The sequence below is a fragment of the Geodermatophilus sabuli genome, from assembly GCF_900215145.1.
GTDB lineage: Bacteria > Actinomycetota > Actinomycetes > Mycobacteriales > Geodermatophilaceae > Geodermatophilus > Geodermatophilus sabuli.
Map to the genome: position 1 here is coordinate 26,152 of NZ_OBDO01000002.1, position 26,161 is coordinate 52,312.

Consider the following 26,161-nt stretch of genomic DNA (forward strand, 5'->3'; position numbering starts at 1 on the left):
CCTCTACCCCCCACCACTCGCAGGCTCGCGGCGGGACCCTGTAGAGGGGCCGTTCCAGTCGGTCACCGACTCGAGCAGGACGCCGGCGAGCCGGTCGGGGCAGGTGACGTAGGGGATGTGGGAGGAGTCGAGCTCGCGGTACCGCCAGCCCGGCGTCTCCCGGGCCTGCTGCGCGAAGCGGTCGAAGGCCGGCTGCGGGTACCGGGCGCAGCGCACGTAGGTCCGCGGGAGCTGCCGGGCCGCCTCGCTGAGCAGGTGGACCGGCCGGCTGAAGTGCCCGAGCGGGGTGGAGTGCAGGCGGGGCAGCACCCAGGCGAGGTCCGCGGGGTCGGTGACCTCCCAGAACCGGGGGAGGATCTCCGACCACGGGGGTGGCGCGGTGCGGGGCACCAGCCAGCCGTCGCCCTCCCGCTCCGCGAGCGCCTCGAAGCCCGACCGCCGCTCCGGCGTCAGGAGGTCGAGCAGGCACTGGCCGTCCTGCGGCACGAAGGCGTCGAGGTAGACCAGCTCGGCGATCCGCTCCGGTACCCGGTCGGCCACCCCGGTGACCACCATCCCCCCGGAGCTGGTGCCGACCAGGACGACCTCCTCGAGGTCCTCGCAGGTCAGCAGCGCGACGACGTCCTCCACGTGGGTGGCGAGGTCGGTCCCGTGGTCCAGCAGGTGCGCGCGCTCACCGAGCCCGGTGAGCGTCGGCGTGAGCGCCTCGTGGCCCGCGGCGCGCAACGCGGGTGCGACCCGCCGCCAGCACCAGCCGCCGAACCACGCCGGGTGCACGAGCACGAACGTCGCCACGGCCTCGCCTCCGTCCCGGGGCCGGCCGCGTCCGCGACGTCGACTCCCGGCCCGCGCGTGCCGACGACGGTAGGCCCGGCCGGTGGGGCGGAGCCAGCCCTCCGGTCCCTCGTGAGGGACCGGTCCGATCCCGAGGGGGTGCCCGCCGTCGTCGAGCACCCAGGCGAACGGCCGACCTGCGCCGCCCCCGGCCGGCGGCCAGGGTGGGGAGCACCCCCGACCGCAGGAGAACCCGTCCGATGTCCGCGACGCCTGACCCCCAGCCGCTGCAGCCGCCCGCCCTGCTGCCCCCGTGGCACACGCCGGAGCGCGAGGCGCTGCAGCTGCAGGCCCGCCGGGTCGCCATGGAGGAGGTGCTGCCGGTCGCCGACGAGCTCGACCCGCAGAAGGGGGAGATCCCGGCGTCGCTGCTGGCCCGGCTGGCCGAGCTGGGGTGGTTCGGCATCACCGTGCCGGCCGAGCACGGCGGCCTGGGCCTGGGCGTCTTCGAGTACTGCCTGGTCAGCGAGGAACTCGCGCGGGCGTGGATGTCGACGGCCAGCATCCTGGCCCGCTCCCAGGGCCTCGGGACGGCGGTGGCCGACGCCGGACGCCGGCACGAGCTGCTGCGGCGCAGCGCCCGCGGCGAGTGGATCGGCGCGATCGCGCTCTCCGAGCCCGACGCCGGCTCCGACCTGGCCGGTGTGGCCACCCGCGCGGTCCTCGACGGCGACGAGTGGGTGGTGACCGGCCGGAAGCGCTGGTGCGGCAACGCCCTGGCCGCCGACTTCATCCAGGTGCTGGTCCGGGAGCGCGACCCGGCGCCCGGCGAGTCCCGCTCGGTGGGCCTGGTGAACCTGCTGCTGGAGAAGGAGCGCGGCGTGTTCCCCGACGGGCTGACCGGCTCGCCGATCGACAAGGTCGGCTACCACGGCTTCCTCACCTGGGACCTCACGTTCGACGGCGTCCGCATCCCGCGGGGGAACGTCGTCGACGAGGCCGCCGCGAGCGACGAGGAGGGCGCTGCCGGCCGGCGGGCCGGCTTCGCCCAGGCGCAGCTGTTCCTCAACACCGCCCGCGTGCACACCGCCGCCCGCGCCGTCGGCCTGGCCCGCGCGGCACTGGAGGACTCCGTCCTCTACCTGCAGGAGCGCGAGCAGTTCGGCCACCCGATCGGCGACTTCCAGGCGCTGCGCTTCGCCGTCGCGGAGATGGCCGCGCAGGTCGAGCAGTCCCGGGCGTTCTACCGGCAGGTCGCCCACCTGCTCGACCTCGGCGTCCCGTGCGAGCGCGAGGCGGCGATGGTGAAGCTGGAGGCGACCGAGATGTCGGTCCGGGTGACCAACCAGGCCATGCAGCTGCACGGCGGCAACGGCTACACCACGGAGCGGCAGGTCGAGCGGCACTGGCGCGACGCCCGGCTCACCACGATCTTCGAGGGCACCAGCGAGATCCAGAAGCGGATCATCAGCGACCGTATCCTCCCCCGGTCACCTCTGGTCTGAACCCGGGCCGGTCCGTACACGGGGGAGTAGCTCGGATGTCCGGCCTGCCGCGCGCGCTCACCCCGTTGCGGCACCCGCGCTACCGCCTGCTGGCCGCCTCGCTCGCACTCTCGCTGCTCACCAACAGCACCTTCGCCGTCGCCGTCGTGTGGCAGGTCGTCGCCCTGGACGGTGGTCCGGCCGAGCTGTCCCTGGTCAGCGGGCTGGCCGCCGCGGGCATGCTGGCGAGCACCCTGCTGGGCGGTGCGCTCGCCGACCGCGTCCCGCAGCGGCACGTGCTGCTGGCCGTGGCGCTGGTGCAGACGGTCGGCACCGCCCTGGTCGCGGCACTCTCGCTGGCCGGGGTGCTGACGCTGTGGCAACTGGCCGTCGTCGCGCTCGCCGGTGGTCTGGCCAACGGCTGCTACTACCCGGCGTACTCCGCGCTGGTACCGGCGCTGCTCCCCGAGGACGAGCTGCTGCCGGCCAACGGGCTCGAGGGCACGATGCGGCCGGTGCTCTACCAGGCCACCGGTCCCGCGCTGGCCGGCGGGCTGATCGCCGGGACGTCGCCCGGGGTGGCCCTGGCCGTCACCGCGGGCGCGGCGCTGGGGGCAGCGCTGTGCGTCGCGGCGCTGCCGGCGACGCCGGTGCGGCGGGAGCCGGGCGCGGCGCCGGCGCACCCCGTGCGCGGCCTGGTCGCCGACGTGCGCGAGGGCTTCACCTACGTGGTCGCGACGCCGTGGCTGCGGGCCACGCTGCTGTTCGCCTCGCTCATGCTGCTGGTGATGATCGGCCCCTTCGAGGTGCTGGCGCCGTTCGCGATCAAGGACCGGGCCGGCGGCGGGCCGTTCCAGCACGCCCTCGTGCTGGCCGCGTTCGGCGTCGGCGGCGCGCTCGGCTCCATGACGGTCGCCTCCCTGCGGCTGCCGCGCCGCTACCTCACGGTCATGACCCTGCTCTGGGGTCTCGGCTGCGTCCCGCTGGTCGTCTTCGGCACCACGACGAGCCTCGGCGTGATGATCGCGGCGGGGCTGGTCACGGGCGGGACCGCGCAGGCGGGGATGGTCATCTGGGGCACCCTGCTGCAACGCCGGGTACCGCCGGCGCTGCTCGGCCGGGTCTCCAGCCTGGACTTCTTCGTCTCCACGGCGTTCATGCCGCTGTCCATGGCCCTGGCCGGCCCGGTCAGCGAGCTGATCGGCCTGCCGGCCACCTTCCTCGTCGCCGGGCTGGTCCCCGCGGTGCTGGCCGTGGTCGTGCTGCTGGCCGCACGGCTGCCGGCCGACGAGCTGGCCCACCCGCTGGCCCGCCGCTCGAACCCGCAGGTCAGCGAGCGGGCCTGAGGCGACGCGCGTCGGGGCACCGGCTGACGCCGGGTCCTCACCCCTTCTCGGCGCCGGCGGTCAGGCCGCCGGTGAGGAGCCTCTCGGTGGCGAGGAAGAGCACGACGATCGGCACCGTCAGGATCACCGATCCGGCCATGAGCACCGTCGTGGGGATCTCGATGCTGCCCGCGAGCTGGGAGAGGCCCAGGGAGACCGTCCACCGCGACCGGTCCTCCACCAGGAACAGCAGCGCGAACAGGAACTCGTTCCACGCGATCATGAAGACGAAGAGGGCGTTGGACAGGATCGCCGGCATGGCCAGCGGCAGGGTGATCTTGCGCATGATGGTGAACCTGTCGGCGCCGTCGACCGCGGCGGCCTCCTCGATGCTGGCCGGCACGGTCTGGAAGTAGTTGCGCAGCATGTAGATGGCGACCGCGACGGTCTGCGACACGTACACGAGCACGAGCGCAGGCAGGGCGCCGCGCAGCCCGACCCGCGTGAAGAAGATGAACAGCGGGACGGCGAGCAGGATGCTCGGGAACAGGTAGACGGCGAGGAACAGCACGCTGATCCTGCGGTGGCCGGGGAACCGCAACCGGGCGAGGGCGTACGAGCCCAGGACCGCGAAGGCGAGCGTCACCGCGACCGTGCCGAGCGCGACCAGGCCGCTGATGGCCATGAAGCGCAGGAACCCCTGCCCGCCGGACTCGGTGGGGGCGAGGACGTCGCGGTACGTGGCGACCGTCAGTTCCGACAGCGTCGGCCACAGGCGTGCCGGGGCCTGCAGCAGCGAGCTCAGGTCCCGGAGAGAGAGCAGCACCATGTAGTAGAAGGGGAACAGGGTGAACAGCAGCAGCCCTGCGATCACCACCCACCGCAGGACGCCGAGCACCCGGGTCTCGACGGTGGTCCGCGACCAGCGGCGTCCCGCCGGCGGGCCGCTGGGCCGGGTGCCGGCTTCGGCGGAGGACTCCGCCGCCACGGTCGCGATGCCCGCCATCAGGCCACCTCGTCCTTCGCCGCGAACCGGTAGTACACCGTGACCAGCACCATCAACACGGCGGAGAGGACGAGCGCCTGCGCGGACGCCGCGCCGATGTCCCCGCGGCTGATCAGGAACTCGAACACCCGCACGCTGATGACGTCGGTGCCCGCCCCTCCGCCGGTGAGCAGGTAGATGTCGTCGAAGTTGTTGAAGGTCCAGATGAAGCGGAGCAGCGCCAACACCGCGATCGTCGGCAGCAGCTGGGGCCAGACGATGTGGCGGAACACCTGCGTCGGCGTCGCGCCGTCGACCCGGGCGGCCTCCTCCAGGGTGGCCGGCGCGGCCTGCAGGCGTGCGGTGATGAAGAGGAAGGCGAACGGGAACGAGCGCCACATCTCGAAGAAGATGACGGTCAGCAGGGCGGTCGGGCGCTCGGACAGGAAGGCGATGGGCTCGTCCCAGCCGAGCAGGCGGGTCCCCACCTCGTTCACGATGCCGAACTGGGGGTTGAGCATCACGCCCCAGACGAAGGTGGCCGCCACCACCGGTGCGACGTAGGGCAGCAGCAGCGACGCCCGGATCAGCATGCGGCCGCGGAAGCCGTGGCGGAGGGCCAGCGCCGCGACCAGCCCGAGCCCGATCGACGCCGCGGTGCCGCCGCTGGCGTAGACGAGCGTGGTGACCAGCGAGTCCCAGAACCCGGGAGAGCCGAACACGTCGGCGAAGTTCTCGAACGTGGGGGTCCCGAACAGCCCGGACGTGCGGAGCCGGATGAGCTTCAGGTCCTGGAAGGCGAGCACCACCGTCCACAGGATCGGCAGCACCACCAGCACCAGGACGAGGACGACGGTCGGAGAGATCAGGGCCAGCCCGGTTCGCGACTCGCGTTCGCGCAGGGTCCCCCGACCCGGGGATCGTGCCTCCCGGTCACCGGCCTGCCGACTCTCGGACACCGCCGGGCGCACGTCAGTCCACCGACGAGGCGATCTCACGGAGTGCCTCGGCCGCCTGTCGGGCCGCTCCGCTCGGATCCACCTCGCCCTCGGTCATCGCGGCGATGGCCTGCGGGACGGGGAGCTCGCCGAGGGAGGCGCCGATCAGTGCGCCCTGCCCCTGAGGGATCCCCCAGGGGCCGATCCTGTCGGGGGCGGTCCGCAGGGCGTCGAGGACCTCGGCCGTGTAGAAGTCGGTCAACGGCGCCTTGGTGTCCACGCCCGAGGGCAGGGTGGCCCAGGCGTCGATGTACCGCGTCGGCTCCTCGGCCGTGCCCTGCCGGGTCGGCACCTTGCCCTCCGGCGAGAAGCCGATCCACTGCTCGTACCCGTCCTCCATCATGTAGTCGACGAAGTTGGCGGCGGTGGCCTGCGCGTCGACCGTGACGGCCCAGGAGACGATGTCGCCGAACTGCTCGGGCCCGTCGCCGTCGGGCCCCGAGATCCCGGTGACCACGCCGCTGTTCCGGGCGAGGAACGCAGGGTCGGCCGCGCACTCCGGGCACGTCGGCAGCGCATCGGCCCGCAGGCCGGCCATCTCGTCGAGGATGAACGAGGACCACACGACCATGGCCGACTGCCCGGCGAAGTAGGCGGCGCGCGTGGTGTCGACGTCCTGCGCCCCGCTCACTGAGTAGTCGCTGATCAGCTCGTCGTAGAACGCGAACGACCCCACGCACGCCTCGCTCTCGATCGTGACCTCACCTGTGTCGTCCACCAGCTGGCAGCCGTTGCCCAGGGCGAGGTGCTCGAAGGTCTGCTGGGTGAAGGCGTCGTTCGGCACGGTGGCCCCGACGAAGCCGGCCACCTCGGGGCTGTCCAGTTCCTGCGCGGCGGCGAGGATCTCGTCGTAGGTCTCCGGTGCGGCGAGGCCCGCGGCGTCGAAGAGGTCCTTGCGGTAGACGAGCAGCTGCGCCCACCCGTCGCTGGGGACGGCGACCTGCGCATCGCCGTCCCGGGTCAGCTCCAGCGCGTGCTCGGAGAAGGTGCCGGCGCCCAGGCCCTCCACCACGGAGGCGGTCATCTCGCGGTCGATGAGGTCGTTGGTCGCCAGCAGCTGGACGCCGGCCAGCGGCAGGGCGCCGATGACGTCGGGCAGCCGCCCCGCGGCGGCCGAGGAGATGAGGAGCTGGTTGAACTGGTTCGGGTCGACGGCGACGAGCTCGACCTCGACCCCGCTGCTCCCGGTGAAGGCCGCGGCGATCTCCTCCTGGACGGCGAGGCGGTCGGGGAGGTTCTCCAGGGTCCACACGGTCAGCGGGTCACCCTCCTCGCTGCCTCCGGTGTCGCCCCCGCCGCAGGCGGCGAGCAGGACCGTCGCCCCGACCGCCGCCACCGAGGCCCTGACCGGTCGCTCCACAACCCTCATCAGCTCCCCCCGGGATCGCCGGACCCGGACAGTAGCGGCTCGCCGTGTGACGCGCGCCACGAGGGATGCAGGGCCGGACGCGACTCCGCCGCGCCCGGCTGCGGGCCGGGCGGTCAGCTCCTGAGCACCCGCGACTCCCAGGGGCGCAGCACGGCCGGGTCGCCCTCCGGCAGGTTGCCCAGCACCAGTTCGGTGCCGGCCACCTCGGGCAGCAGTTCGCCCAGCCGGTACTCGTGCCCGCTCACGTTGCACACGACGAACAGCGTCTCGCCGTCCAGCGAGCGGGTGAAGGCGTACACCGACTCGTGTTCGGGCAGCACCATGGTGAAGTCGCCCAGCGCGACCACCGGCGACTCGTGCCGCAGCGCGATCAGCCGCTGGTGGTGGGCGAACACCGACGTCGGGTCGGCCCGCTGCGCGGCGGCGTTCCACCGCACGTGGTCGGGGTTCACCGCGATCCACGGCGTCCCGGAGGTGAAGCCGGCGTTCGGGGAGTCGTCCCACTGCACCGGCGTGCGCGCGTTGTCCCGGCCCATCCGCCGCATCGCGGCCAGCTCGGTGTCCGGGTCCGCACCGTGGGCGACGGCCTGCGCGAAGTGGTTGAGCGACTCGACGTCCCGGAAGTCGTCGAGGCTCTCGAACGGGGCGTTGGCCATCCCGAGCTCCTCGCCCTGGTAGACGTAGGGCGTCCCCCGGTGCAGGTGCAGCAGCGTGGCCAGGCAGGTCGCGGAGTCCCGCCGGCACTCCGGCGAGTCGTCGCCGAACCGGGAGACCGCCCGCGGCTGGTCGTGGTTGTCCCAGTAGAGGGAGTTCCAGCCGACGTCGGCCAGCCCCACCTGCCACCGCCCGAACGAGGCCTTGAGGTCGGTGAGCCGCAGCGGCCGCGGGGAGAACTTGCTGCCCTCGAAGTCCAGCCCGACGTGCTCGAACTGGAACACCATGTCCACCTCCTCTCGGGCCGGGTCGGTGAACAGCCGGGCCGCCTCGACGGTCACGCCGGGCATCTCACCGACGAGCAGCAACTGCTCCCGGCGGCCGGCGAAGACCGCGCGGTGCATCTCCTGCAGGAACTCGTGGATCCGCGGCCCGCACAGGTACGACGCCGAGCCGTCGCCGTAGGGCACCCCCGGCAGCGGCGGGCCGTCGTGCAGGGCGCCGTCCGGGCCGACGTCCTTGCTGATCATGTTGATGACGTCCATGCGGAAGCCGTCGACCCCGCGGTCGAGCCACCACCGCATCATCGCGTACACCGCGTCCCGGACCTCGGGGTTCTCCCAGTTGAGGTCCGGCTGCCGGCGGTCGAACAGGTGCAGGTAGTACTCGCCGCTGGCCTCGTCGAGCTCCCAGGTCGGGCCGGAGAAGAACGAGTGCCAGTTGGTCGGCTCCGCGCCCGGCGCGCCGGCGGCCATCCCCGGCCGCGGCGGCCGCCACCAGTACCAGTCGCGCTTGGGCGAGTCCTTCGACGACCTGCTCTCCAGGAACCAGGGGTGCGCGTCGCTGGTGTGGTTGACCACCAGGTCCATGACCAGCTTCATCCCGCGCTCGTGGAGGGCGGCGATCAGCGCGTCGAGCTGCGTCAGGCTGCCGAACAGGGGGTCGACCTCGGTGTAGTCGCTGATGTCGTAGCCGTTGTCCGCCTGGGGGGACGGGTAGACCGGGGAGAGCCACAGGACGTCGACGCCCAGGTCGGCCAGGTGGTCCAGCCGCTGGAGCACCCCGCCGAGGTCACCGATGCCGTCGCCGTCGGAGTCCATGAACGAGCGGGGGTAAACCTGGTAGACGACCGCACGGGTCCACCACGGGGACTGCTCGGGCATGCGCCCAGCCCAGCACGGGCCGCCCGGGCTCGCACCCGGTCAGTCCTGCACCGGCGGGGACGGTGGGGTGTGGTGCACCGCCTCCACGTTGTTGCCGTCGGGGTCGCGGAAGAACGCGCCGTAGTAGCCCGGGTGGTACTCCGGCCAGACCCGCGGCTCGTGCAGCACCTCGGCGCCGGCGTCCCGGGCCAGCGCGAACACCTCGTCGACGGCCGCGCGGGACGGCGCCCGCAGCGCCAGGTGCACGGGGCGCTCGGTGCCCTCGGCCAGCGGGCTGACCCACAGTTGCGGGTGCCCGTCCGGCCCGGCGAACCCGACGACCGGGCCGTCCGGCGTCTCGTAGCGCATCGCCTCGCGCAGGCCGACGGGGGCGAACACCCGCGTGTAGAAGGCGATGGCGGCCGCGACGTCGGCGGCCTGCAGTCCCAGGTGGTCGATCACGCCGCCGGACGGTAGCGGGGGTGCTGGCGACGGGGGCCTCCCCGGCGCGCGGCCCGGGAAATCGGGTGCGTCCTGTCGTACCCGTCGCCGACCATGAGCGGACCGGATCCCGACGAGGAGGCGCTCCCATGGCCCCGCTGCCGCGCGCGCTGTCGCCGCTGCGGCACCGCGACTACCGGCTGCTGGCCGCGTCGATGGCGCTGTCGCTGCTGGCCGCCGGGCTGTGGGCGGTCGCCGCGGTCTGGCAGGTGGTGGCCCTGGGCGGGGGCCCGGCCGCCCTCTCGCTGGTCACCGGCCTGTCCGCCGGCGGGATGCTGGCCAGCACCCTGTTCGGCGGGGTGCTCGCCGACCGGGTCCCGCAGTGGTACCTCCTGCTGGCGGTGGCGCTCGTCCAGGCGGCGGCCGTCGCCGTGGTCGCCGGCCTGTCGTTGCTGGGCCTGCTGACGCTGTGGCAGCTGGCCGCGGCCGGCCTTGCCGTGGGGCTGGCGACGGGGCTGTACTACCCGGCCTACTCCGCGCAGCTGCCGGCCCTCGTGCCCGAGGGGGATCTGCTCGCGGCCAACGGGCTCGAGGGCGCCGTCCGTCCCCTCCTGCAGAACGCGGCCGGGCCGGCGGCCGCCGGGTTCCTCGTCGCCGCGGTCTCCCCGGGCGCGGCCCTGGCCGCCACCGCGATCGCCTCCCTGCTCGCCGCCGCGCACGTCCTCGCCCTGCCGGTCACCCCCGTCCGGCGGGGGGACCCCGATGACGGCGCCCGGCCGGCCGGGGTGCTGGCCGACCTGCGCGAGGGCTTCGCATACATGCTGCGCACGCCCTGGCTGCTGGCCACCCTGCTGTTCGCGTCGCTGATGGTGCTGGCGCTCCTCGGGCCGCTGGAGGTCCTGGTCCCCTTCGCCATCCGGGACGCGGGCGGCGGTCCGACGCAGCACGCCTACGTGCTGGCCGCGTTCGGCATCGGCGGGGCGATCGGCTCCCTGGTCGTCGCGTCGCTGCGGCTGCCCCGGCGGTACCTGACCGTGATGGTCGCGCTGTGGGGGCTGGGGTGCGTGCCGATGGTCGTCTTCGGCCTCTCCTCGAGCCTCCCGCTGATGATCGCGGCCGGGGCCCTGGTCGGTGCGGCCTTCGAGGCCGGCACCGTCATCTGGGGCACGCTCCTGCAGCGGCGGGTGCCGCCGGCGCTGCTCGGCCGGGTCTCCAGCCTGGACTTCTTCGTCTCCCTCAGCCTCATGCCGTTGTCCATGGCGCTGGCCGGGCCGGTCAGCGAGCTCATCGGTTCGGCCGCGACGTTCCTGGTGGCCGGGCTGGCGCCGCCGCTCCTGGCGGCCGTGGCGGTGCTGGCGGCGCGGATGCCGGCCGACGAGGTCGCGCACCCGCTCGACGGGGGTGCCGCCCCCGCCGGGCAGTCGCCGGCGGACGACGTCCTCGACCGGGTGTGAGCGCCGGGGCCGGTCGGCGTCCCGGGGGGACCGCTGTTTGGATGGGGGTGACCCGTCGGGCACCGACCCGGCACCCGCACCCCGAGGAGATCCCGTGGCCGAGCTGACCCGCCCCGACGTCGAGCCGCCCACCGGCCCGGCGCCCGACGACCTGGTGGTCGAGGACCTCGTCGTCGGCGACGGTCCGGAGGCCAAGGCCGGCGACCTGGTGAGCGCGCACTACGTCGGGGTCACCCACGACGGCGGCGAGCAGTTCGACGCCTCCTGGGACCGCGGCGACCCCCTGGAGTTCCGGCTCGGCGTCGGCATGGTCATCCAGGGCTGGGACGAGGGCATGACCGGCATGAAGGTGGGTGGCCGGCGTCGGCTGACGATCCCGCCGCACAAGGCCTACGGCGACCGCGGCGCCGGCGGCGTCATCAGGCCCGGCGCGACGCTCGTCTTCGTCGTCGACCTCGTCGGCGTCCGCTGAGCGGAGTCGCTCGGTGGCGGGCCCGTTCCCGAGCGACTCCACCCCGCGCGACGGCCGAGGCGGCCCGGGCGGAATGACGGCGGGCGGGCCGCGGTTGGTCGCCGACGTGCGCATCGAGGTGTGGTCCGACGTCGTCTGTCCGTGGTGCTACATCGGCAAGCGCCGGCTGGAGACCGCGCTCGCGCGATTCCCCCACCGCGACCAGGTCGAGGTCGTCTGGCGCTCGTACCAGCTCGACCCCACCGCGTCCGAGGGCGAGACCCACGCGACGCTGCCCGCACTGGCCGCCAAGTACGGCCGCAGCGAGGAGGAGATGCGCGCGACGATGCGGCACGTCGAGGAGACCGCCGCCGCCGAGGGGCTCGACTACTCCCTCGCGGACGGCGTCAGCGGCAACACCCGGCTGGCCCACGAGCTCCTCCACCTCGCGGCCGAGCACGGCCTGCAGGGGCAGATGCAGGAGCGCCTGCTGCACGCCCACTTCGAGGAGCGGCGGTCGGTGTTCGACGTCGAAGCGCTCGTCCCGCTCGCCGCCGAGGTCGGCCTGGACGAGGCCGAGGTGCGCGCGGCGCTGGGCGACTCCCGTTACCGGCACGCGGTGAGCCAGGACGTCCGGACGGCCCAGGCCCTCGGCGCGACCGGCGTCCCCTTCTTCGTCGTCGACCGGAAGTACGGCGCGGCCGGCGCCCAGCCGGCGGAGCTGCTCCTGCAGGTGCTGGAGCGGGCGTGGGCCGACGCGCACCCGCTGGTGACGGTGCCGGCCGCCGACGGCTGCACCGACGACAGCTGCGCCGTCTAGTCCAGCAGGCCCGCCACCGCCCGCAGCCGCCGCTCGGCGTCCCCGGCCAGTTCCCGGACGACGTCGGCCGCCGGCCGCTCGGCGGTGACCAGGCCCACCGACTCCCCGGCGTAGAGCGGTGCGGCGTCCAGGTCGCCGGTCCGGCGGGCCTCCACGACCCGCGCGGCGTCCGGGTGCCCGGGCAGCTCCGCCTCCCGACCGTGCCAGGTGCGGCTGAAGTCGTTGACCAGGGCGCGCCCCGGCCACCGCTGCGGCCAGGCCAGGCCCTGGGCCACGTCGAAGGCCCGGGTGAGCACGGTGTCCTCGCCGCGGGCCGCGGTGACCCGGGCTCGCGCCGCGGGTGAGTTGAGCGCCTCGGGGCAGGCCAGCAGCGGCGTGCCGATCCAGACCCCGGCGGCCCCGGCGGCCAGGGCGGCGGCCACCCCGGCGCCGGTGGCGATCCCGCCGGCGGCCAGCACCGGCCGGTCGGTGAGGGCCAGCACCTCCTGGAGCAGGGGGAGGGTGGCGCGGTGCCCGGTGTGCCCGCCGGCCTCGGTGCCCTGGGCGACGAGCACGTCGACGCCGGCCTCGGCGGCCCGGGCGACGTCGTCGACGGTGTTGACCTGCGTGGCGACGGCGATCCCGGCGTCGTGCAGCGGGCGGACCGACGGCGCGGGGTCGCCGAAGGAGACCGAGACCAGCGCCGGCCGGGTGGCAATCGTCGCCTCGAGCAGCTCCGGGCGGGTCTCGAGCACCCACGCCATCAGGCCGATGCCGAACGGCAGGTCATCGGCGGCGGGGATCGCGGCCTGCTCGGCCACGAACTCCGGCGTCGTCGCGTTGCCCACGCCGATCATGCCCAGCCCACCGCCGAGGGAGACGGCGCGGGCCAGGGCCCCGCCGGCCACACCGGCCATCGGTGCGCCGACGACCGGTGCGGCGAGGTCGAACCAGCGGGTCAGCGGCGTCCGGATCACGCCGCCCATCCTGCCCGGGTGTCCGGCGGCGGTCGCCCCCTACTGGGTGGCGGGGCCGCCCTGCTCGGTGCCGGAGATGTTCCGCAGGAACTCGTGGCAGCGCCGGGCGCGCGCGGAGTCCTGCTCCATGACCTCGCGGAAGAAGTCCGCGATGTCCTTCAGCCCGGCGTTGTCCGCGTCACGCACGTACTGGCCGTAGTCGTGCCCGGCCTTGAGCGAGTGGTACTGCACCGAGATCAGGTCGTAGGTGACGTCCTCGAAGCCGGTCTCACCGGTGGCCATCACAGCCTCCTCGTCGCTGAACCGTGGGGACCACCACACTTCCCGCGCCGGGTGACGGGGAAACGGACCGATCCGTCTCAGTCGGACGCGGTGCCGACCCCGGGGGCCATCCCGCCGGTGACGTCCCCGCCGCCGGCGTCGTCCGCCGCGGTGCGCCCTGCGGCGAGCTCCTCGCCCTGCTCCCTCTCCTCCTCGGCCATCTCCTCCTCGCCGCTGACGGCGGCGTCGTCCTCGCCCGAGGCGAGGTCCTCGCCCTGGCCGTAGGCGCCGGGGTCGGCCTGCAGGGTGCGGGGGTCGTTGAGCGGGTCGGGGACGTCGGGGTCGGTGACCGTCATGAGCCGCTCGTGCCCGCTGGGGCCGCGCCCCAACCCCTCGTCAACGCGTAACCGATGTGTTACGTATGTGCCGTGGAGGCGATCGCGGCGCTCGCCGACCCGACCCGCCGGCAGCTGGTCGACCTGCTGTCCCACGGCGAGCTCGCCGCGGGGGAGCTGGCCGGGCGCTTCCCGGTGAGCCGGCCGGCGATCAGCCGGCACCTGCGGGTGCTGCGGGAGGCGGGGCTGGTCACCAGTCGCGGCGAGGGGCGCCGCCGGCTCTACGCGCTCGACCCGCGCCCGCTGCGGGAGCTCGACGAGTGGCTGGAGCCCTACCGCGACCTGTGGGCCCAGCGGCTCGACGCACTGGACACCGAGATCGCCCGCGGACGGCGGGCCAGGCAGGGCGGAGACCCGAGATGACCCAGCAGGACGCGCACGCCCGCCGAGGCGTCGTCAGCACCGAACCCGACGGCCGGCAGCGGCTGGAGTTCCGCCGGTCCTGGCCCGACCCCGTGGACGACGTCTGGGCGGCGCTCACCGAGCCCGACCGGCTGGCCCGCTGGATCGGCACCTACGACGGCGAGCGCGGCCCGGGCGGTACGGGCACCTTCGTCATGACCCACGAGGAGGGCGAGCACGAGGGCGAGGCGATGCGGATCGTCGAGTGCGACCCGCCCCGGCGGCTCGTGCTGGAGTGGACCACGTCGGAGCAGTGGCGGGTCGAGCTCGACCTCACCTCCGACGGCGGCACGACCACCCTCGTGTTCACCCAGGTCCTCGCGGCGGGGACCGGGGTCGGTGACGTCGCCGGGGGCTGGCACTGGTACCTCGACAAGCTCGAGGCGGAGCTGACCGGTACGGGCGGCCCTGGTGAGTGGGCGCCGTTCTGGGCCGAGGTGGGACCCCTGTACGGCCGCGGCGGGGCCGGCTGAGCGCCGCTCCCCGACCGGATGGGTCCGCCGTCACCAGGGTCTTCGGTCCCGGCGGGTAGACGTCCTATACGTGTCATCTCTCACGGTTACAGCGGGCGACCCCGTCGATAGTCTGAGCGCACTCCGGGATCCCCGGCGCGAGCGGCGCCGCGCGGTCCGGGTCCACCTGCGCCAGCAGCACTCCCCACGTCGGCGGCTCCCTGCCCCGCGTGCCCGACAGATGGAGACGCCTTGACTTCTGTGGCCACCCCCGGTCTCGACAACGCCCCGACCACCCACGCCCGGCTGCTCGCGTGGGTGCGGGAGATGGCCGAGCTGACCACCCCCGATCAGGTCGTCTGGGTGGACGGGACCGACGAGGAGTGGGAGCGCCTCACCCAGGAGCTGGTCGACGCGGGCACCTTCACCCGGTTGGAGAAGAAGCCCAACTCGTTCTGGTGCGCCTCCGACCCCAGCGACGTCGCGCGCGTCGAGGACCGCACCTACATCTGCTCGGTCGACGAGGCCGACGCGGGGCCGACCAACAACTGGATGGCCCCCGACGAGATGAAGTCGGTCATGACCGAGCTGTACCGCGGGTGCATGCGCGGCCGGACCATGTACGTCATCCCGTTCTGCATGGGCCCGGTCGAGGCCGAGAACCCCATGTTCGGCGTCGAGCTCACCGACTCGGAGTACGTCGTCGTCTCGATGCGGGTCATGGCCCGCATCGGCACGTACGTCCTCGAGGCCATGGGCACCGACCGCCCGTTCGTGCCGGCGATGCACTCCCTGGGCGCCCCGCTGGAGCCCGGCCAGGCCGACGTGCCGTGGCCGTGCAGCTCCACCAAGTACATCGTGCAGTTCCCCGAGGAGCGGACCATCTGGTCCTACGGCTCGGGCTACGGCGGCAACGCGCTGCTGGGCAAGAAGTGCTACTCGCTGCGGATCGCCTCGGTCATGGCCCGCGACGAGGGCTGGCTGGCCGAGCACATGCTGATCCTCAAGCTGACCAGCCCGCAGCAGAAGACGTACTACGTCGCCGCCGCCTTCCCGTCGGCCTGCGGCAAGACGAACCTGGCGATGCTGGAGCCGACCATCCCCGGCTGGACGGTGGAGACCCTCGGTGACGACATCGCCTGGATGCGCTTCGGTGCGGACGGCCGGCTGTACGCCGTCAACCCGGAGTTCGGCCTGTTCGGCGTCGCGCCGGGCACCGGCTGGGACACCAACCCCAACGCCATGCGCACCATCGAGCAGGGCAACTCGGTCTTCACCAACGTCGCGCTGACCGACGACGGCGACGTCTGGTGGGAGGGCATGACCGACGACGCCCCCGCCCACCTCACCGACTGGAAGGGCCGGGACTGGACGCCGGAGAGCGGCGAGCTGTCCAGCCACCCGAACAGCCGGTTCTGCACGCCGATCACCCAGTGCCCGATCCTGGCGCCGGAGTACTCCGAACCGCAGGGCGTGCCGATCTCGGCGATCCTCTTCGGTGGCCGCCGCAAGACGACGATCCCGCTGGTCACCGAAGCCCGCGACTGGAACCACGGCGTCTTCATGGGGGCCACGCTCTCCTCGGAGACCACCGCCGCGGCCACCGGCGCGGTCGGCGTCGTCCGCCGCGACCCCTTCGCCATGCTGCCGTTCATCGGGTACAACGCCGGCGACTACTTCCGGCACTGGGTCGAGACCGGCAAGGCGCACGACGCTGCCCAGCTGCCGAAGATCTTCTACGTGAACTGGTTCCGGCGCGACGCCGACGGCGGCTTCCTCTGGCCGGGCTTCGGCGAGAACAGCCGGGTCCTGAAGTGGGTCGTCGAGCGGCTCGAGGGCACCGCGGCCGCCGTCGAGACGCCGGTCGGGCACGTGCCCACCGCCGACTCGCTGGACGTCGACGGCCTCGACCTGAGCTACGAGCAGCTCCGCAAGGCCCTCGCCGTCGACGCGGACGAGTGGCGCGCCGAGATCCCCCAGATCACCGAGTGGTTCCAGAAGTTCGGCGACAAGCTGCCCAGCACCCTGTGGGACGAGCTCGCCATCCTGGAGCACCGGCTCTCCTGAAGGAGGCGCCCTGCCCCGGCTCACCCGAGCCGGTCATGAGGCCCCGCCCCGGTCAACGGCGACCGGGGCGGGGTCTTCCCCTCCCGGACGCCGGGCGCCCGACCGGCACCGGCGTGCGCCGACCGGCCAGGGCCCGCCCGGTCGGTTAGCGTGGCTGGGCGTACCCCCGCCCGATCGCCACCTGACACGACAGGTCCCCGTCCCGTGCCCAATCCCTACCTGCAGGTGCTGCGTACGCCGCACGCGCTGCCGATGGTGCTGGCCGCGTTCGTGGGGCGGCTGCCGTTGTCGATGGTGGGCCTGGGCTCGGTCCTGCTGATCGCGTCGGAGACCGGCTCCTACGGCCTGGGGGGTGTGGTCGCCGCCACCGGCGCGGTGACCACCGCCATCTCCGGCCCGCTCATCGGCCGCTGGGCCGACACCCACGGGCAGCGGCGCACGCTGCTGCCGGTCGTGGCGATCTTCGTCGTCGCGGGCTGCGTCTTCCTGCCGGCGGTCAAGCAGGACTGGCCGCTGTGGACCGTGTTCGTCTCCGCCGGGGTGGCCGGCGCGTGCATCCCCCCAGTCTCCTCGATGATCCGGGTCCGCTGGACGCACCTGCTGCGCGGCACGCACCGGCTGCCGACCGCGCTGGCGATGGAGTCGGTCCTCGACGAGTTCGTCTTCATCGTCGGCCCGGTCCTGGTCACCTTCCTGTCCACCACCGGGCACTCCACCTCAGGCGTGGTCACCGCCTTCACCCTCGCCGTCGTCGGCAGCCTGCTGTTCGCCGCGCAGGGCCAGACCGAGCCTCCACCCCACGGGCACGCGGCGCGCTCGGGGCCGACGGCGATCCGCAGCGCCGGCATCCGCGTGCTGTTCGTGGTGGGCGCGGCGGTCGGCGCCATCCTCGGCACCCTGGAGATCGCGCTGGTCGCCTTCGCCGACGAGGTGGACGCGATGTCGCTGTCCGGCGTCCTGATCGCCGCCCTCGCCGTCGGGTCGATGGCCAGCGGCATCGGGTGGGGCACGGTCCACTGGAAGCAGCCGCTGCGGCTGCGGCTGGCCGTGGCCCTCGTGCTGCTGACCGTGCTGAGCCTCCCGCTGCTGGTCATCCGCGACATCTGGCTGATGATCCCGTTCGTGGTGGTCGCCGGGGTCGCCGTCTCGCCCTCGCTGATCAGCTCGTTCACCCTCGCCGAGTTGCTCGTGCCCCGCTCGGCGACGACCGAGGCCTTCACCTGGATCGGCACCGCGCTGGCCCTCGGCGTGGCCGTGGGCACGTCGATCTCGGGGAAGGTCGTCGACACGGTCGGCGCCAACGCCGCCTTCCTCGTCGCGACCGTCGCGGCGGCGGTCGCGGCGATCACCGTCTGCGCCGCGCAGCGGGTGCTGCGCGTGCCGGCCGAGCACGCCGCCGAGCCCGCGATGGCCCGGTGAGCGGGAGCCGCAGAATGGCCCCATGAGCGACGAGCCGATCCGTGCCGGGCGCCCGAGCGGGGCCAGGACCATCGACGAGGTGCTCGCCGAGGCGCGCGCCCGCCTGCACCGGCTGGAGCCGGCGGAGGCCGCCGCCCACGTGGCCGGCGGCGCTGTCCTCGTCGACACCCGTCCGGCGTTCCAGCGGGACGCCGACGGGGAGGTGCCGGGTGCGCTCGTCGTCGAGCGCAACCACCTGGAGTGGCGCTTCGACCCGGCCAGCGACGCCAAGCTGCCGGAGGCCACCGGCTACGACGTCGAGGTCATCGTGCTGTGCAACGAGGGGTACTCCTCCAGCCTGGCCGCCGACTCGCTCCGCGTCCTCGGCCTCAGCCGGGCCACCGACGTCATCGGCGGCTACCAGGCCTGGCGGGCGGCCGGCCTGCCCACCACCCGGGGCTGAGGCGGGTCCGGCGCGTCGGGTGCCGTCCGGCCGCGGTCGTCCCCGGTGTCGAGCGGCGGGCCACCGCCCGGGCCGCACTAGGGTCCGGATGGTGACCCGCGCCCGACCGGCCGCCGGGGGTGGCCGCATCCTCGGCGTGCCCCCGGAACGCCTGGGCCGCTGGCTGGACGGCGTCGCCGACCGGCACGGCAGCTTCGACCGGGTGGCATCGGACGCCGACGGCGCCGTGCAGGTCACCTGCGCGGACACGACGACCGTCACGCTGCGGGCGCCGTTCGGCTGGCAGCCGGGGCCGGCCGTGCTCAGCTCCTTCACGGCAGCGGCGCGGCAGTCGCACCGGGCGGCCGTCCTGCTGGTCCGTCGCGGGCGGTGGGCGGTCGGGGTATTCGACGGCGCGGACCTCGTCGTCTCCAAGGTCGACGCCCGCCAGGTCCAGGGCCGCACCGCCGCCGGCGGCTGGAGCCAGCAGCGCTTCGCCCGACGCCGCGGCCACCAGACCGACGCCGTCGTGACGGCGGCCGCGGACACCGCCGCCCGGGTGCTCCTGCCGCACATCGCCGACGTGGTCGCGCTGTTCACCGGCGGCGACCGCGGGCTGGTCGACGACGTCCTGGCCGACCCCCGGCTCCGGACGCTGGCGGCGCTGCGGCGCGAGCCGCCGCTGGAGGTGGGGGAGCCCACCAAGGTCGTGCTGCTGGCCACGCCGGAGCAGTTCCGGGCGGTGCGGGTGCACATCGTGGAGCCCGACGATCGCCGCTGACCGGGCGGCCGGCCGCACCCGGGAAACCGCGTGACGGAACGGAAGCCGAGGCGTAGCGTCGCCCGACCGTGTCCTCAGCGAGCGCGACCGACCCCGTCCTCGTCGCTGAGCGCGCCCACCTGGCGCACGCGGCGGAGTGCCTGACCGGGATGCGGACGGCGGCGGACGCCCTCGTGGACGCCGGCGTCGACGCCTGGGCCGCCGAGCGGCTCGGCGCCGCCCGCGCGGAGCGCCTGCGCGCGCTGGCCGCGGACCCGGAGGTGCCGGCCTTCTTCGGCCGCACGGACTCCCGGACCGTCGACGGCTCGGCCGAGACGTTCCACATCGGCCGCCGGCACGTCCGCGACGCGGCCGGGACGCCGGTCGTCATCGACTGGCGGGCGCCGATGAGCCGGCCGTTCTACCGGGCCAGCGCCGCCGATCCGCAGGGCCTGGTGCGCCGGCGGCGGTTCGGCTTCTCCGGCGGAGAGCTCACCGGCTACGAGGACGAGCCGCTCCGCGGCGCCGCCGCGCCCGCCGCCCCGGACGGCGGCAGCCGGCTGCTGCGGGAGGAGATCGAGCGCCCCCGCAGCGGTCCCATGCGCGACATCGTGGCGACCATCCAGCCGGAGCAGGACGCGATCGTGCGGGCCCCGCTGGCCGAGTCGGTCTGCGTCCAGGGGGCGCCGGGCACCGGCAAGACCGCCGTCGGCCTGCACCGCGCCGCCTACCTGCTCTACACCCACGGGGGCCGGCTCGCCCGCACCGGCGTCCTGGTCGTCGGCCCGAACCGGGCGTTCCTCCGCTACATCGAGCAGGTGCTGCCCACCCTCGGCGAGATCGACGTCCAGCAGACCACGGTCGCCGAGCTCACCGCACGGGTGCCGGTGCGGGCCGTGGACCGCCCCGAGGCCGCCGTCGTGAAGGGCGACGCACGGATGGCCGAGGTGCTGCACCGGGCGCTGTGGGGGGCGATCGCCAAGCCCGCCGACGACCTGCAGGTGCCGATCGGGGGACGCCGGTACCGGGTGCCGGTCGAGCGGCTCAAGCGCGCCGTCGACGACCTGCGCCGCCGGGGCCGCGCCGGTGACGACCAGCAGCTGCTGCACTACGCCGCCGGGCGGGAGCGGCTCGCCCTGGGGCTGGCCGAGGACGCCCGCCGGCAGGCGGAGGAGGCCGGCGGCAGCCCGACCGACGCCGAGACCCGCCGGGCCGCCCGCAGCCCGGAGGCCCGGGCGTTCTGCGACGCCGTCTGGCCCGCCCGCGACGCCGCGGAACTGGTCAGCGCGCTGTACACCGACGCCGGCCTGCTCGCCCGGGCCGCCCGCGGCTTGCTCGACGACGAGGAGCAGGCCCTGCTGCGGTGGGAACCGGCGCCCCGGTCGCCGCGCACCGCACCGTGGACCCCGGCCGACGCGGTGCTCGTCGACGAGGTGGCCGGGCTGCTCGAGCGCACTCCCGGCTACGGGCACGTGGTGGTCGACGAGGCGCAGGACCTCTCCCCGATGGAGTGCCGGGCGGTGGCCCGTCGGCTGGCCGCCGGGTCGCTCACCGTGCTCGGGGACCTCGCCCAGGCGACCAGCCCGTGGTCGGCGTCGGACTGGGGACGGACGCTGGCCGGGCTGGGCCGTCCCGACACCGTCGTCCACGCGCTCACCCGCGGCTACCGGGTGCCCGGCGAGGTGCTCGAGTTCGCCAACCGCCTCCTCCCGGCCCTCGCCCCCGGCCTGGCCCCCGCGACCGCGGTCCGTCAGGGCGCGGGCGCCCTGGCCGTGCGCTCGGTGGACGCGTTCGCCGGGCCGCTTGCCGACGTCGTCCGGGAGCTGCGGGCCGCGCCGGGGTCGATCGGTGTGGTCGGCGCGGACGCCGCCGTCCCCGCGCTGGCCGGGGCGCTGACCGCCGCCGGCCTGCCCGCGGCGGTGCTGACCGAGGACGGGGACCCCGCCCGGGTGACCGTCGTCCCGGCCTCGCTGGCGAAGGGCCTGGAGTTCGACGCGGTCGTCGTGGTGGATCCGGCGGGCGTCGTCGCCGCGGAGCCGCGCGGGCTGCACCGGCTCTACGTCGTTCTCACCCGGGCGGTGAGCACGCTGGTGGTGCTGCACCGCGGCGATCTCCCGGAGCTGCTCGTGGAGTGAGCGCGCCTTCACGCTTTGGTGTCAGGGCCGGGCGCGTGCGGCGCGGGTGGTTGTGGACGACCACGTTCTCTGTTCCAGTGAGTTCCTCCACGGAAGGGGGCCCATGGACCTGCGCACGGACGCACGGGTCAGGACGCTGCTCAAGCTGGCTGCCACGGTCGTCGCGGCCGGAGCACTCGTCGCAGCACTCCTCTTCCCGTGGGTCGGCGGGCCCGCCGTGGCCGCGCAGCAGTCGACGGGCCTCCTCGGCGACCTGCCCACCGAGCTGACCGTCGACCCGCCCCCGCCCAACACCGTGCTGCTGGCGGCCAACGGCGAGCCGATCACGTACTTCTACGACGAGAACCGGGCTCCCGTCGCGCACGACCAGATCGCCGAGGTCATGAAGCACGCGATGGTCGCGATCGAGGACGCCCGCTTCTACGAGCACCACGGTCTCGACGTCCAGGGCACGGTGCGCGCGCTGGTCACCAACCTCGCCGCCGGCGGTGTGCAGGAGGGCGGGTCGACGCTCACCCAGCAGCTGGTCAAGCAGACGCTGCTGCAGACGGCGACCACCCCGGAGGAGCGCCAGGCGGCCACCGAGCAGACCGTGGGCCGCAAGCTGCGCGAGGCCCGCCTCGCCCTCGCGCTGGAGGACTCCTACTCCAAGGACGAGATCCTCACCCGCTACCTCAACATCGTGTACTTCGGGCAGAACGCCTACGGCGTGCAGCCGGCCGCCCGCGCGTTCTTCGGCATCGACGCCGCGGCGCTGGACCTGCCGCAGGCCGCGCTGCTGGCCGGCCTGGCGCAGAGCCCCACCGCCGACGACCCCTTCACCAACCCGGAGGCGGCGACCGAGCGGCGCAACGAGGTCCTCTCGCGGATGGCCGAGCAGGGCTACGTCACCGTCGAGCAGGCGACCGCCGCGCAGGCCGCGCCGCTGGGCCTGGCGCCCGCACCGGCCCCCCGCCGCGGCTGCGTCGAGGCGAGCGTGGGGCCGTTCGTCTGCGACTTCGTGCAGCGCCACCTGATCCAGGAGCTCGGCCTCACCCAGGAGGACCTCGAGGACAACGGCTACGTCATCCAGACGACGCTGGACGTCGAGCTGCAGCGCGCCGGTGACGCCGCCGTCCTGGACACCTTGTCGATGGGCGACTCGCTGGCCGGCATGTTCACCGCCGTCGAGCCCGGGACGGGCCACCTGCTGGCGATGAGCGTCAACCGGGTGTTCGGCTACGACACCGAGGACCCGGCCCAGGAGTCGTTCAACCTCAACGTCGCCCCGAGCAAGGGGTCGGGCTCGACGTACAAGGTGTTCACCGCTGCCGCCGCCCTGGCCCGCGGGTACTCCAGCTACTACACGCTGACGACGGGGGACCCCTACGTCTCCCGCGTCTACCGGGACGGCGCCGGGCGCTACGACGTGTCGAACGCCGGCCGCTACCGGTCCACGCTGGACCTGACGACCGCCCTCTACCAGTCGTCCAACACCTACTTCCTCGCCCTCGAGGACGCCCTCGGCAACGTCGAGGAGCCGGTGCGGATGGCCGAGCGCATGGGGCTGTTCCAGTTCAACGACCCCGCCCTGGCGCAGCGGATCATCGACGAGAACCGGGGGTCGTTCACCTTCGGCGCCGAGGCCACCAGCCCGCTCGCGCTGGCCAGCGCCTACTCGACGCTGGCGGCCAGCGGCACCCAGTGCGACGTCGTCCCGGTGACCGCCGTCCTCGACCAGCACGGCGAGCCGGCCACCGGCCCCGACGGGGAGCCGCTGGCGGTCGGGGACCGGTGCACGCCCGAGGCGGTCGCCCCCGGGGTGGCCAACACGCTCAACCAGATGCTGCGCAAGGACGTCGAGCCCGGGAACCCCGGCCAGACCGGCGCGCGCGCCTACCTGCCCGGTCACCAGATCGCCGGCAAGACCGGCACCGCACAGGACAACGACTCGATCGCCTTCGTCGGCTACACCCCCGACGTCGCCGCGAGCGTCATGGTGTTCAACCCGAAGCGGAAGCAGAACGTCGGCGGGTTCGGTGGCGGGAAGGCCGCCACCGTCTGGCGCGACGCCATGGCGCCGATCCTGGAGGCCCGCGGCAGCAGGGAGTTCCCCCCGGCCGACGAGGTGGTGCAGAACGGCAACACGCGCCCGGTGCCGGGGTGCTCCTCGGTGCGCGTCTGCCAGGCGAAGCTCATCGACGCCGGGTTCCGCCACACCACCGTCCGGGTCGACAGCGCGCGTCCCGCCGGCGCCCTCCTGGGCACCAGCCCGCCGCGCGGGGGGCGCGCCGTGCCGGACCAGGTCGTGTCGATCCTGGTGAGCAACGGCGCCGACTACGTCGAGCCCGCCCCCGCACCCCGACCCGCGCCCCGGCCGCCGCCACCGGACACGCCGGCGCCCCCACCGGAGGCGCCCGCACCGCCGCCGCCCGCGGGGGAACCGGCGCCGCCGCCCCCGCCACCCGCCCCGGCGGAACCGGCACCGGTGGAACCGGCACCGCCGCCGGCCGAGCCACCTCCCGGGCCCGCACCCGCCGCGCCCCCGCCGGCCTGACCGGAGCGGATCCGCTCGTGCAGCGCCTGGGTGAGCAGCCAGCCCCCGATGAGCACCAGGTGCAGCAGGAACAGCCACAGGCTGATCGCGACCACCGCACCGACGACCGTCAGGCCGCCGAACGGCGCTCCCAGGGCCAGCGGCAGGGACAGGAACAGCACGAAGCCCTGCAGGAAGCCCGACAGGCAGGCGGCGGTGAACAGCGCGCCGGTCACGAGGGCGGGCCAGCGCAGCCGGCCGGCCGCGACGACGCCGAAGCCCCACAGCAGGGGGACGGTCAGCGCGAACAGCACCGAGTAGTAGCCGACGGCGAAGCTGCCCAGCCAGTTGCCGCGGTCGGTGAGGTCGGCCATCGCGGCGGCGGCCCGCAGCAGCGGGTACAGCAGCACCGGGGTGACCACCACCAGCGGCAGCGCCAGCAGTCGGCCCCGCCAGCCGGTCAGGGTGTCCTGGCGGGGGGTGAAGCGCAGCAGGGCCCGCCGCAGGCCCTCGCCGTAGAGCGACAGGGGCAGCAACGCCAGGGCGACGTCGAGCACGCCCATCTCCACGCCGGCCCGGGCGAGGGCCCGCAGCGCCTCCGGGGCGCCCAGCTCGGGGGGCAGCAGGTCCCCGAGGCGGTCGCTGAGCTCCCGGACGGTGCCCGGGGAGCTCAGCAGCGCCGTGAGGCGGAACGCGACCAGCAGCAGCGGCACCACCGCGATGCCCGCGTAGAAGGTCAGGCCGGCCGCGATGAGGGAGAGGTCGCGCCCACGCAGCCGCTGCCCCGCGGCCCCCAGCAGCGACGACGTCTCACGGCGCAGCCGGGCCGCCGTCCAGCGCGCCGTCAGGACCGGTCCAGCAGGGATCGCGCCGCCGCGTAGCCGCCCAGGCCGCTGACCGCCCCGCCGCGGACCGTGCCACCGGAGGAGGCGGCGACCACCCGTGGGTGCGCCGTCGCCACGCCCCACGTGCCGACCTGCTCCGGCATCGCGGCCACCGGCCAGGCGAGGTCCCCGTGGAAGATGTGGCCGCCGGGCATCGCGAGGGAGGCCTCGACGTCCAGTGGGGACGCCGCCTGCAGGCAGAGCTCGCCGCCGGCGTCGTGGGCCAGGCAGTCCAGCAGCGGCTCGGCCAGGTGTGCGTCGAGCTGGGCGACGACCCGCCGCACCGCCTCGCGGCGGGTGCCCACCGGGTCGTCCCTGAACAGCGCCGCCGGCGTGTGGAGGCCGAACAGGGTGAGCGTCTGGTACCCGGCCACCCGCTCGGCCGGCCCGAGGACCGACGGGTCGGTGAGCGAGTGGCAGTACACCTCGAAGGGGATGACGTCGGGCAGCCGGCCGGCCGCCGCCTGCGCGTACGCGGCGTCGAGTTGGCCGGCGGCCTCGTCGACGTGGAAGGTGCCGGCGAAGGCGGTCGCGGGGTCGACGCCCGAACGCAGCCGCGGCAGCCGCGCGAGCACCATGTTGACCTTGAGCTGGGCGCCGTCGGCGCTGGGCCGGGGGGAGGCGCCGGTGAGCTCGTCGAGCACCGCGGGCGCCGCGCCGACGACCACGTGCCCGGCGTCCACCGCCCGCTCGGTGCCGTCGTCGTCGGTCCAGTGCACGGTGGCCCCGTCGGCGCGCGGTTCCAGCGCGGTCACCGTCGCCCGGGTGACCAGCTCGGCGCCGGCGCCGCGCGCGGCGGCGGCCATGGCGCCGGTGACCGCGCCCATCCCGCCGACCGGCACCCGCCAGCGCCCCGTGCCGTTGCCGACCACGTGGTAGATGAAGCAGCGGCCGGCCGGTGAGTCCGCGGTGTGCAGGTCGGCGAAGGTGCCGATGAGCCCGTCGGTGAGCGCGACGCCGCGGACGACGTCGGAGGCCAGCTCGTCGGCGACGACGTCGGCGAGCGGGCGGCTGGCGAGGTCCAGCCACAGCTGCGGATCCCGCAGCCGGCCGGCCAGCTCGCCGGGGGAGAGCAGCGGCTCGGTGAGGGTGGGGGCGAGGTCCTCGGCCAGAGTGGCCAGCCGGCCGTAGAAGCGGCGCCAGCCGGCCAGCTCCGCGTCGGACCCGGTCAGCGCCCGGAAGGAGGCCGCGGTGGCCGGCCCCTCGTCCCGCTCGACCAGCAGCCCCGGCCCGCCGGACACGGCGGTGTAGGAGGCCACCGCCCGGTCGGCGAGGGTCAGCTCCAGGCCGAGGTCGGCGACGATCCGGTCGGGCAGCAGGCTGACCAGGTACGAGTACGCCGACAGCCGGACGTCGACCCCGGGGAAGACCTGCTCGCTGACCGCCGCGCCGCCGACCCGCTCCCGCCGCTCGAGCACCAGCACCGACCAGCCGGCCCGGGCGAGGTAGGCCGCGGCCACCAGCCCGTTGTGCCCGCCACCGACGACGACGGCGTCGTACCGACCCTGGCCGCTCGGTGTCACAGTCCGCTCCTGCGGGGCGTCCGGCTCCTCGTTCGTCCCTCGCCGCGGTGCCCGCGCCCCTGTCCGCTCACCGG

Annotated in this window: 23 protein-coding genes and 1 pseudogene; 13 read left to right on the top strand and 11 right to left on the bottom strand. The window is 74.6% G+C overall.

Annotation, left to right across the window (positions count from 1 at the left end; translation table 11 throughout):
- Positions 1-3: 3 nt before the first annotated feature.
- Positions 4-795, bottom strand: coding sequence for an alpha/beta fold hydrolase (locus CRP39_RS27155; protein ID WP_097205244.1), 792 nt, complete (start codon positions 793-795; stop codon positions 4-6).
- Positions 796-1,034: 239 nt separating this feature from the next.
- Between CRP39_RS27155 and CRP39_RS05670 the strand changes: the two genes are divergently transcribed.
- Positions 1,035-2,279, top strand: a complete 1,245-nt coding sequence (locus tag CRP39_RS05670) for an acyl-CoA dehydrogenase family protein (protein ID WP_097205245.1) — start codon at positions 1,035-1,037, stop codon at positions 2,277-2,279.
- Between the two features lie 35 nt (positions 2,280-2,314).
- Entirely contained in the window at positions 2,315-3,604 is a 1,290-nt protein-coding gene (locus CRP39_RS05675; RefSeq protein ID WP_097205247.1) for an MFS transporter, read from the top strand.
- 37 nt (positions 3,605-3,641) lie between these two features.
- Here CRP39_RS05675 and CRP39_RS05680 read toward each other — a convergent pair whose 3' ends face one another.
- The 5 genes from CRP39_RS05680 to CRP39_RS05700 all read right to left on the bottom strand — a co-directional run bounded on the left by CRP39_RS05680 (position 3,642) and on the right by CRP39_RS05700 (position 9,193).
- A complete protein-coding gene (locus tag CRP39_RS05680; protein ID WP_097205249.1) occupies positions 3,642-4,589 on the bottom strand; it encodes a carbohydrate ABC transporter permease in 948 nt (315 codons plus the stop codon).
- Positions 4,589-5,527: a carbohydrate ABC transporter permease gene (locus tag CRP39_RS27975; RefSeq protein WP_216359626.1), complete on the bottom strand. Its 939-nt coding sequence runs from the start codon at positions 5,525-5,527 to the stop codon at positions 4,589-4,591. Before CRP39_RS27975 ends, CRP39_RS05680 begins: the two co-directional genes overlap by 1 nt.
- A 13-nt stretch (positions 5,528-5,540) precedes the next feature.
- A complete protein-coding gene (locus tag CRP39_RS05690) occupies positions 5,541-6,935 on the bottom strand; it encodes an ABC transporter substrate-binding protein (RefSeq protein ID WP_097205252.1) in 1,395 nt (464 codons plus the stop codon).
- A 113-nt stretch (positions 6,936-7,048) separates the two neighbouring features.
- Positions 7,049-8,752, bottom strand: a complete 1,704-nt coding sequence (locus tag CRP39_RS05695) for a glycoside hydrolase family 13 protein (protein ID WP_097205253.1) — start codon at positions 8,750-8,752, stop codon at positions 7,049-7,051.
- Positions 8,753-8,791: 39 nt separating this feature from the next.
- The gene (locus tag CRP39_RS05700) at positions 8,792-9,193 is read right to left on the bottom strand and encodes a VOC family protein (RefSeq protein WP_097205255.1); all 402 of its coding nucleotides are present in this window, start codon (positions 9,191-9,193) and stop codon (positions 8,792-8,794) included.
- 128 nt (positions 9,194-9,321) lie between these two features.
- Here CRP39_RS05700 and CRP39_RS05705 point away from each other — a divergent pair, with 128 nt between their 5' ends.
- The 3 genes from CRP39_RS05705 to CRP39_RS05715 all read left to right on the top strand — a co-directional run bounded on the left by CRP39_RS05705 (position 9,322) and on the right by CRP39_RS05715 (position 11,897).
- Positions 9,322-10,626 carry an MFS transporter gene (locus CRP39_RS05705; RefSeq protein ID WP_097205256.1) on the top strand — a complete coding sequence of 435 codons (1,305 nt, stop codon included), beginning with the start codon at positions 9,322-9,324 and terminating at the stop codon, positions 10,624-10,626.
- 94 nt (positions 10,627-10,720) lie between these two features.
- Entirely contained in the window at positions 10,721-11,098 is a 378-nt protein-coding gene (locus CRP39_RS05710) for an FKBP-type peptidyl-prolyl cis-trans isomerase (RefSeq protein WP_097205258.1), read from the top strand.
- A gap of 73 nt (positions 11,099-11,171) precedes the next feature.
- Positions 11,172-11,897 carry a DsbA family oxidoreductase gene (locus CRP39_RS05715; RefSeq protein ID WP_221201238.1) on the top strand — a complete coding sequence of 242 codons (726 nt, stop codon included), beginning with the start codon at positions 11,172-11,174 and terminating at the stop codon, positions 11,895-11,897.
- On the opposite strand, the gene CRP39_RS05720 is transcribed toward CRP39_RS05715, so the two are convergent.
- The 3 genes from CRP39_RS05720 to CRP39_RS05730 form a co-directional block, all read right to left on the bottom strand.
- Positions 11,894-12,853, bottom strand: a complete 960-nt coding sequence (locus CRP39_RS05720; protein ID WP_216359627.1) for an NAD(P)H-dependent flavin oxidoreductase — start codon at positions 12,851-12,853, stop codon at positions 11,894-11,896. The genes CRP39_RS05715 and CRP39_RS05720 overlap by 4 nt on opposite strands.
- Positions 12,854-12,892: 39 nt before the next feature.
- Positions 12,893-13,135 carry an acyl carrier protein gene (locus CRP39_RS05725; protein WP_097205260.1) on the bottom strand — a complete coding sequence of 81 codons (243 nt, stop codon included), beginning with the start codon at positions 13,133-13,135 and terminating at the stop codon, positions 12,893-12,895.
- Positions 13,136-13,212: 77 nt separating this feature from the next.
- On the bottom strand, positions 13,213-13,470 hold the full coding sequence (locus CRP39_RS05730; protein WP_097205262.1) for a hypothetical protein: 258 nt from the start codon (positions 13,468-13,470) through the stop codon (positions 13,213-13,215).
- A gap of 72 nt (positions 13,471-13,542) precedes the next feature.
- Here CRP39_RS05730 and CRP39_RS05735 point away from each other — a divergent pair, with 72 nt between their 5' ends.
- The 8 genes from CRP39_RS05735 (at position 13,543) to CRP39_RS05770 (ending at position 23,701) form a co-directional block, all read left to right on the top strand.
- Positions 13,543-13,872, top strand: a complete 330-nt coding sequence (locus CRP39_RS05735) for an ArsR/SmtB family transcription factor (RefSeq protein WP_216359628.1) — start codon at positions 13,543-13,545, stop codon at positions 13,870-13,872.
- Entirely contained in the window at positions 13,869-14,384 is a 516-nt protein-coding gene (locus tag CRP39_RS05740; protein WP_097205265.1) for an SRPBCC family protein, read from the top strand. The genes CRP39_RS05735 and CRP39_RS05740 overlap by 4 nt, the downstream gene beginning before the upstream one ends.
- A 240-nt stretch (positions 14,385-14,624) precedes the next feature.
- On the top strand, positions 14,625-16,430 hold the full coding sequence (locus CRP39_RS05745; protein ID WP_245853673.1) for a phosphoenolpyruvate carboxykinase (GTP): 1,806 nt from the start codon (positions 14,625-14,627) through the stop codon (positions 16,428-16,430).
- Between the two features lie 204 nt (positions 16,431-16,634).
- Complete coding sequence (locus CRP39_RS05750; protein WP_097205268.1) at positions 16,635-17,849, top strand: MFS transporter; 1,215 nt, start codon at positions 16,635-16,637, stop codon at positions 17,847-17,849.
- Positions 17,850-17,871: 22 nt separating this feature from the next.
- On the top strand, positions 17,872-18,291 hold the full coding sequence (locus tag CRP39_RS05755) for a rhodanese-like domain-containing protein (protein ID WP_097205270.1): 420 nt from the start codon (positions 17,872-17,874) through the stop codon (positions 18,289-18,291).
- A gap of 91 nt (positions 18,292-18,382) precedes the next feature.
- Positions 18,383-19,051 (top strand): acVLRF1 family peptidyl-tRNA hydrolase, encoded by a 669-nt coding sequence (locus CRP39_RS05760; protein WP_245853626.1) that lies wholly within the window; start codon positions 18,383-18,385, stop codon positions 19,049-19,051.
- Positions 19,052-19,119: 68 nt separating this feature from the next.
- Positions 19,120-21,165: a HelD family protein gene (locus CRP39_RS05765; protein ID WP_172442308.1), complete on the top strand. Its 2,046-nt coding sequence runs from the start codon at positions 19,120-19,122 to the stop codon at positions 21,163-21,165.
- A 103-nt stretch (positions 21,166-21,268) separates the two neighbouring features.
- Positions 21,269-23,701 (top strand): transglycosylase domain-containing protein, encoded by a 2,433-nt coding sequence (locus tag CRP39_RS05770; RefSeq protein ID WP_097205274.1) that lies wholly within the window; start codon positions 21,269-21,271, stop codon positions 23,699-23,701.
- 23 nt (positions 23,702-23,724) lie between these two features.
- Here the strand turns inward: CRP39_RS05770 and CRP39_RS05775 are convergent.
- Together CRP39_RS05775 and CRP39_RS05780 are read right to left on the bottom strand one after the other, a co-directional pair.
- Positions 23,725-24,546 (bottom strand): annotated as a pseudogene (locus CRP39_RS05775) (YhjD/YihY/BrkB family envelope integrity protein); the annotation flags it as partial.
- Entirely contained in the window at positions 24,525-26,087 is a 1,563-nt protein-coding gene (locus CRP39_RS05780) for a phytoene desaturase family protein (RefSeq protein WP_097205275.1), read from the bottom strand. The pseudogene CRP39_RS05775 and the gene CRP39_RS05780, both read right to left, overlap by 22 nt.
- Between the last annotated feature and the right edge of the window lie 74 nt (positions 26,088-26,161).

Excerpts from the sequence above, each read along its gene's own strand:
- CRP39_RS05670 (WP_097205245.1), top strand. The coding sequence starts at position 1,035 with ATGTCCGCGACGCCTGACCCCCAGCCGCTGCAGCCGCCCGCCCTGCTG.
- CRP39_RS05675 (WP_097205247.1), top strand. The coding sequence starts at position 2,315 with ATGTCCGGCCTGCCGCGCGCGCTCACCCCGTTGCGGCACCCGCGCTAC.
- CRP39_RS05680 (WP_097205249.1), bottom strand. The coding sequence starts at position 4,589 with ATGGCGGGCATCGCGACCGTGGCGGCGGAGTCCTCCGCCGAAGCCGGC.
- CRP39_RS05690 (WP_097205252.1), bottom strand. The coding sequence starts at position 6,935 with ATGAGGGTTGTGGAGCGACCGGTCAGGGCCTCGGTGGCGGCGGTCGGG.
- CRP39_RS05695 (WP_097205253.1), bottom strand. The coding sequence starts at position 8,752 with ATGCCCGAGCAGTCCCCGTGGTGGACCCGTGCGGTCGTCTACCAGGTT.
- CRP39_RS05705 (WP_097205256.1), top strand. The coding sequence starts at position 9,322 with ATGGCCCCGCTGCCGCGCGCGCTGTCGCCGCTGCGGCACCGCGACTAC.
- CRP39_RS05715 (WP_221201238.1), top strand. The coding sequence starts at position 11,172 with ATGACGGCGGGCGGGCCGCGGTTGGTCGCCGACGTGCGCATCGAGGTG.
- CRP39_RS05725 (WP_097205260.1), bottom strand. The coding sequence starts at position 13,135 with ATGGCCACCGGTGAGACCGGCTTCGAGGACGTCACCTACGACCTGATC.
- CRP39_RS05730 (WP_097205262.1), bottom strand. The coding sequence starts at position 13,470 with ATGACGGTCACCGACCCCGACGTCCCCGACCCGCTCAACGACCCCCGC.
- CRP39_RS05740 (WP_097205265.1), top strand. The coding sequence starts at position 13,869 with ATGACCCAGCAGGACGCGCACGCCCGCCGAGGCGTCGTCAGCACCGAA.
- CRP39_RS05755 (WP_097205270.1), top strand. The coding sequence starts at position 17,872 with ATGAGCGACGAGCCGATCCGTGCCGGGCGCCCGAGCGGGGCCAGGACC.
- CRP39_RS05770 (WP_097205274.1), top strand. The coding sequence starts at position 21,269 with ATGGACCTGCGCACGGACGCACGGGTCAGGACGCTGCTCAAGCTGGCT.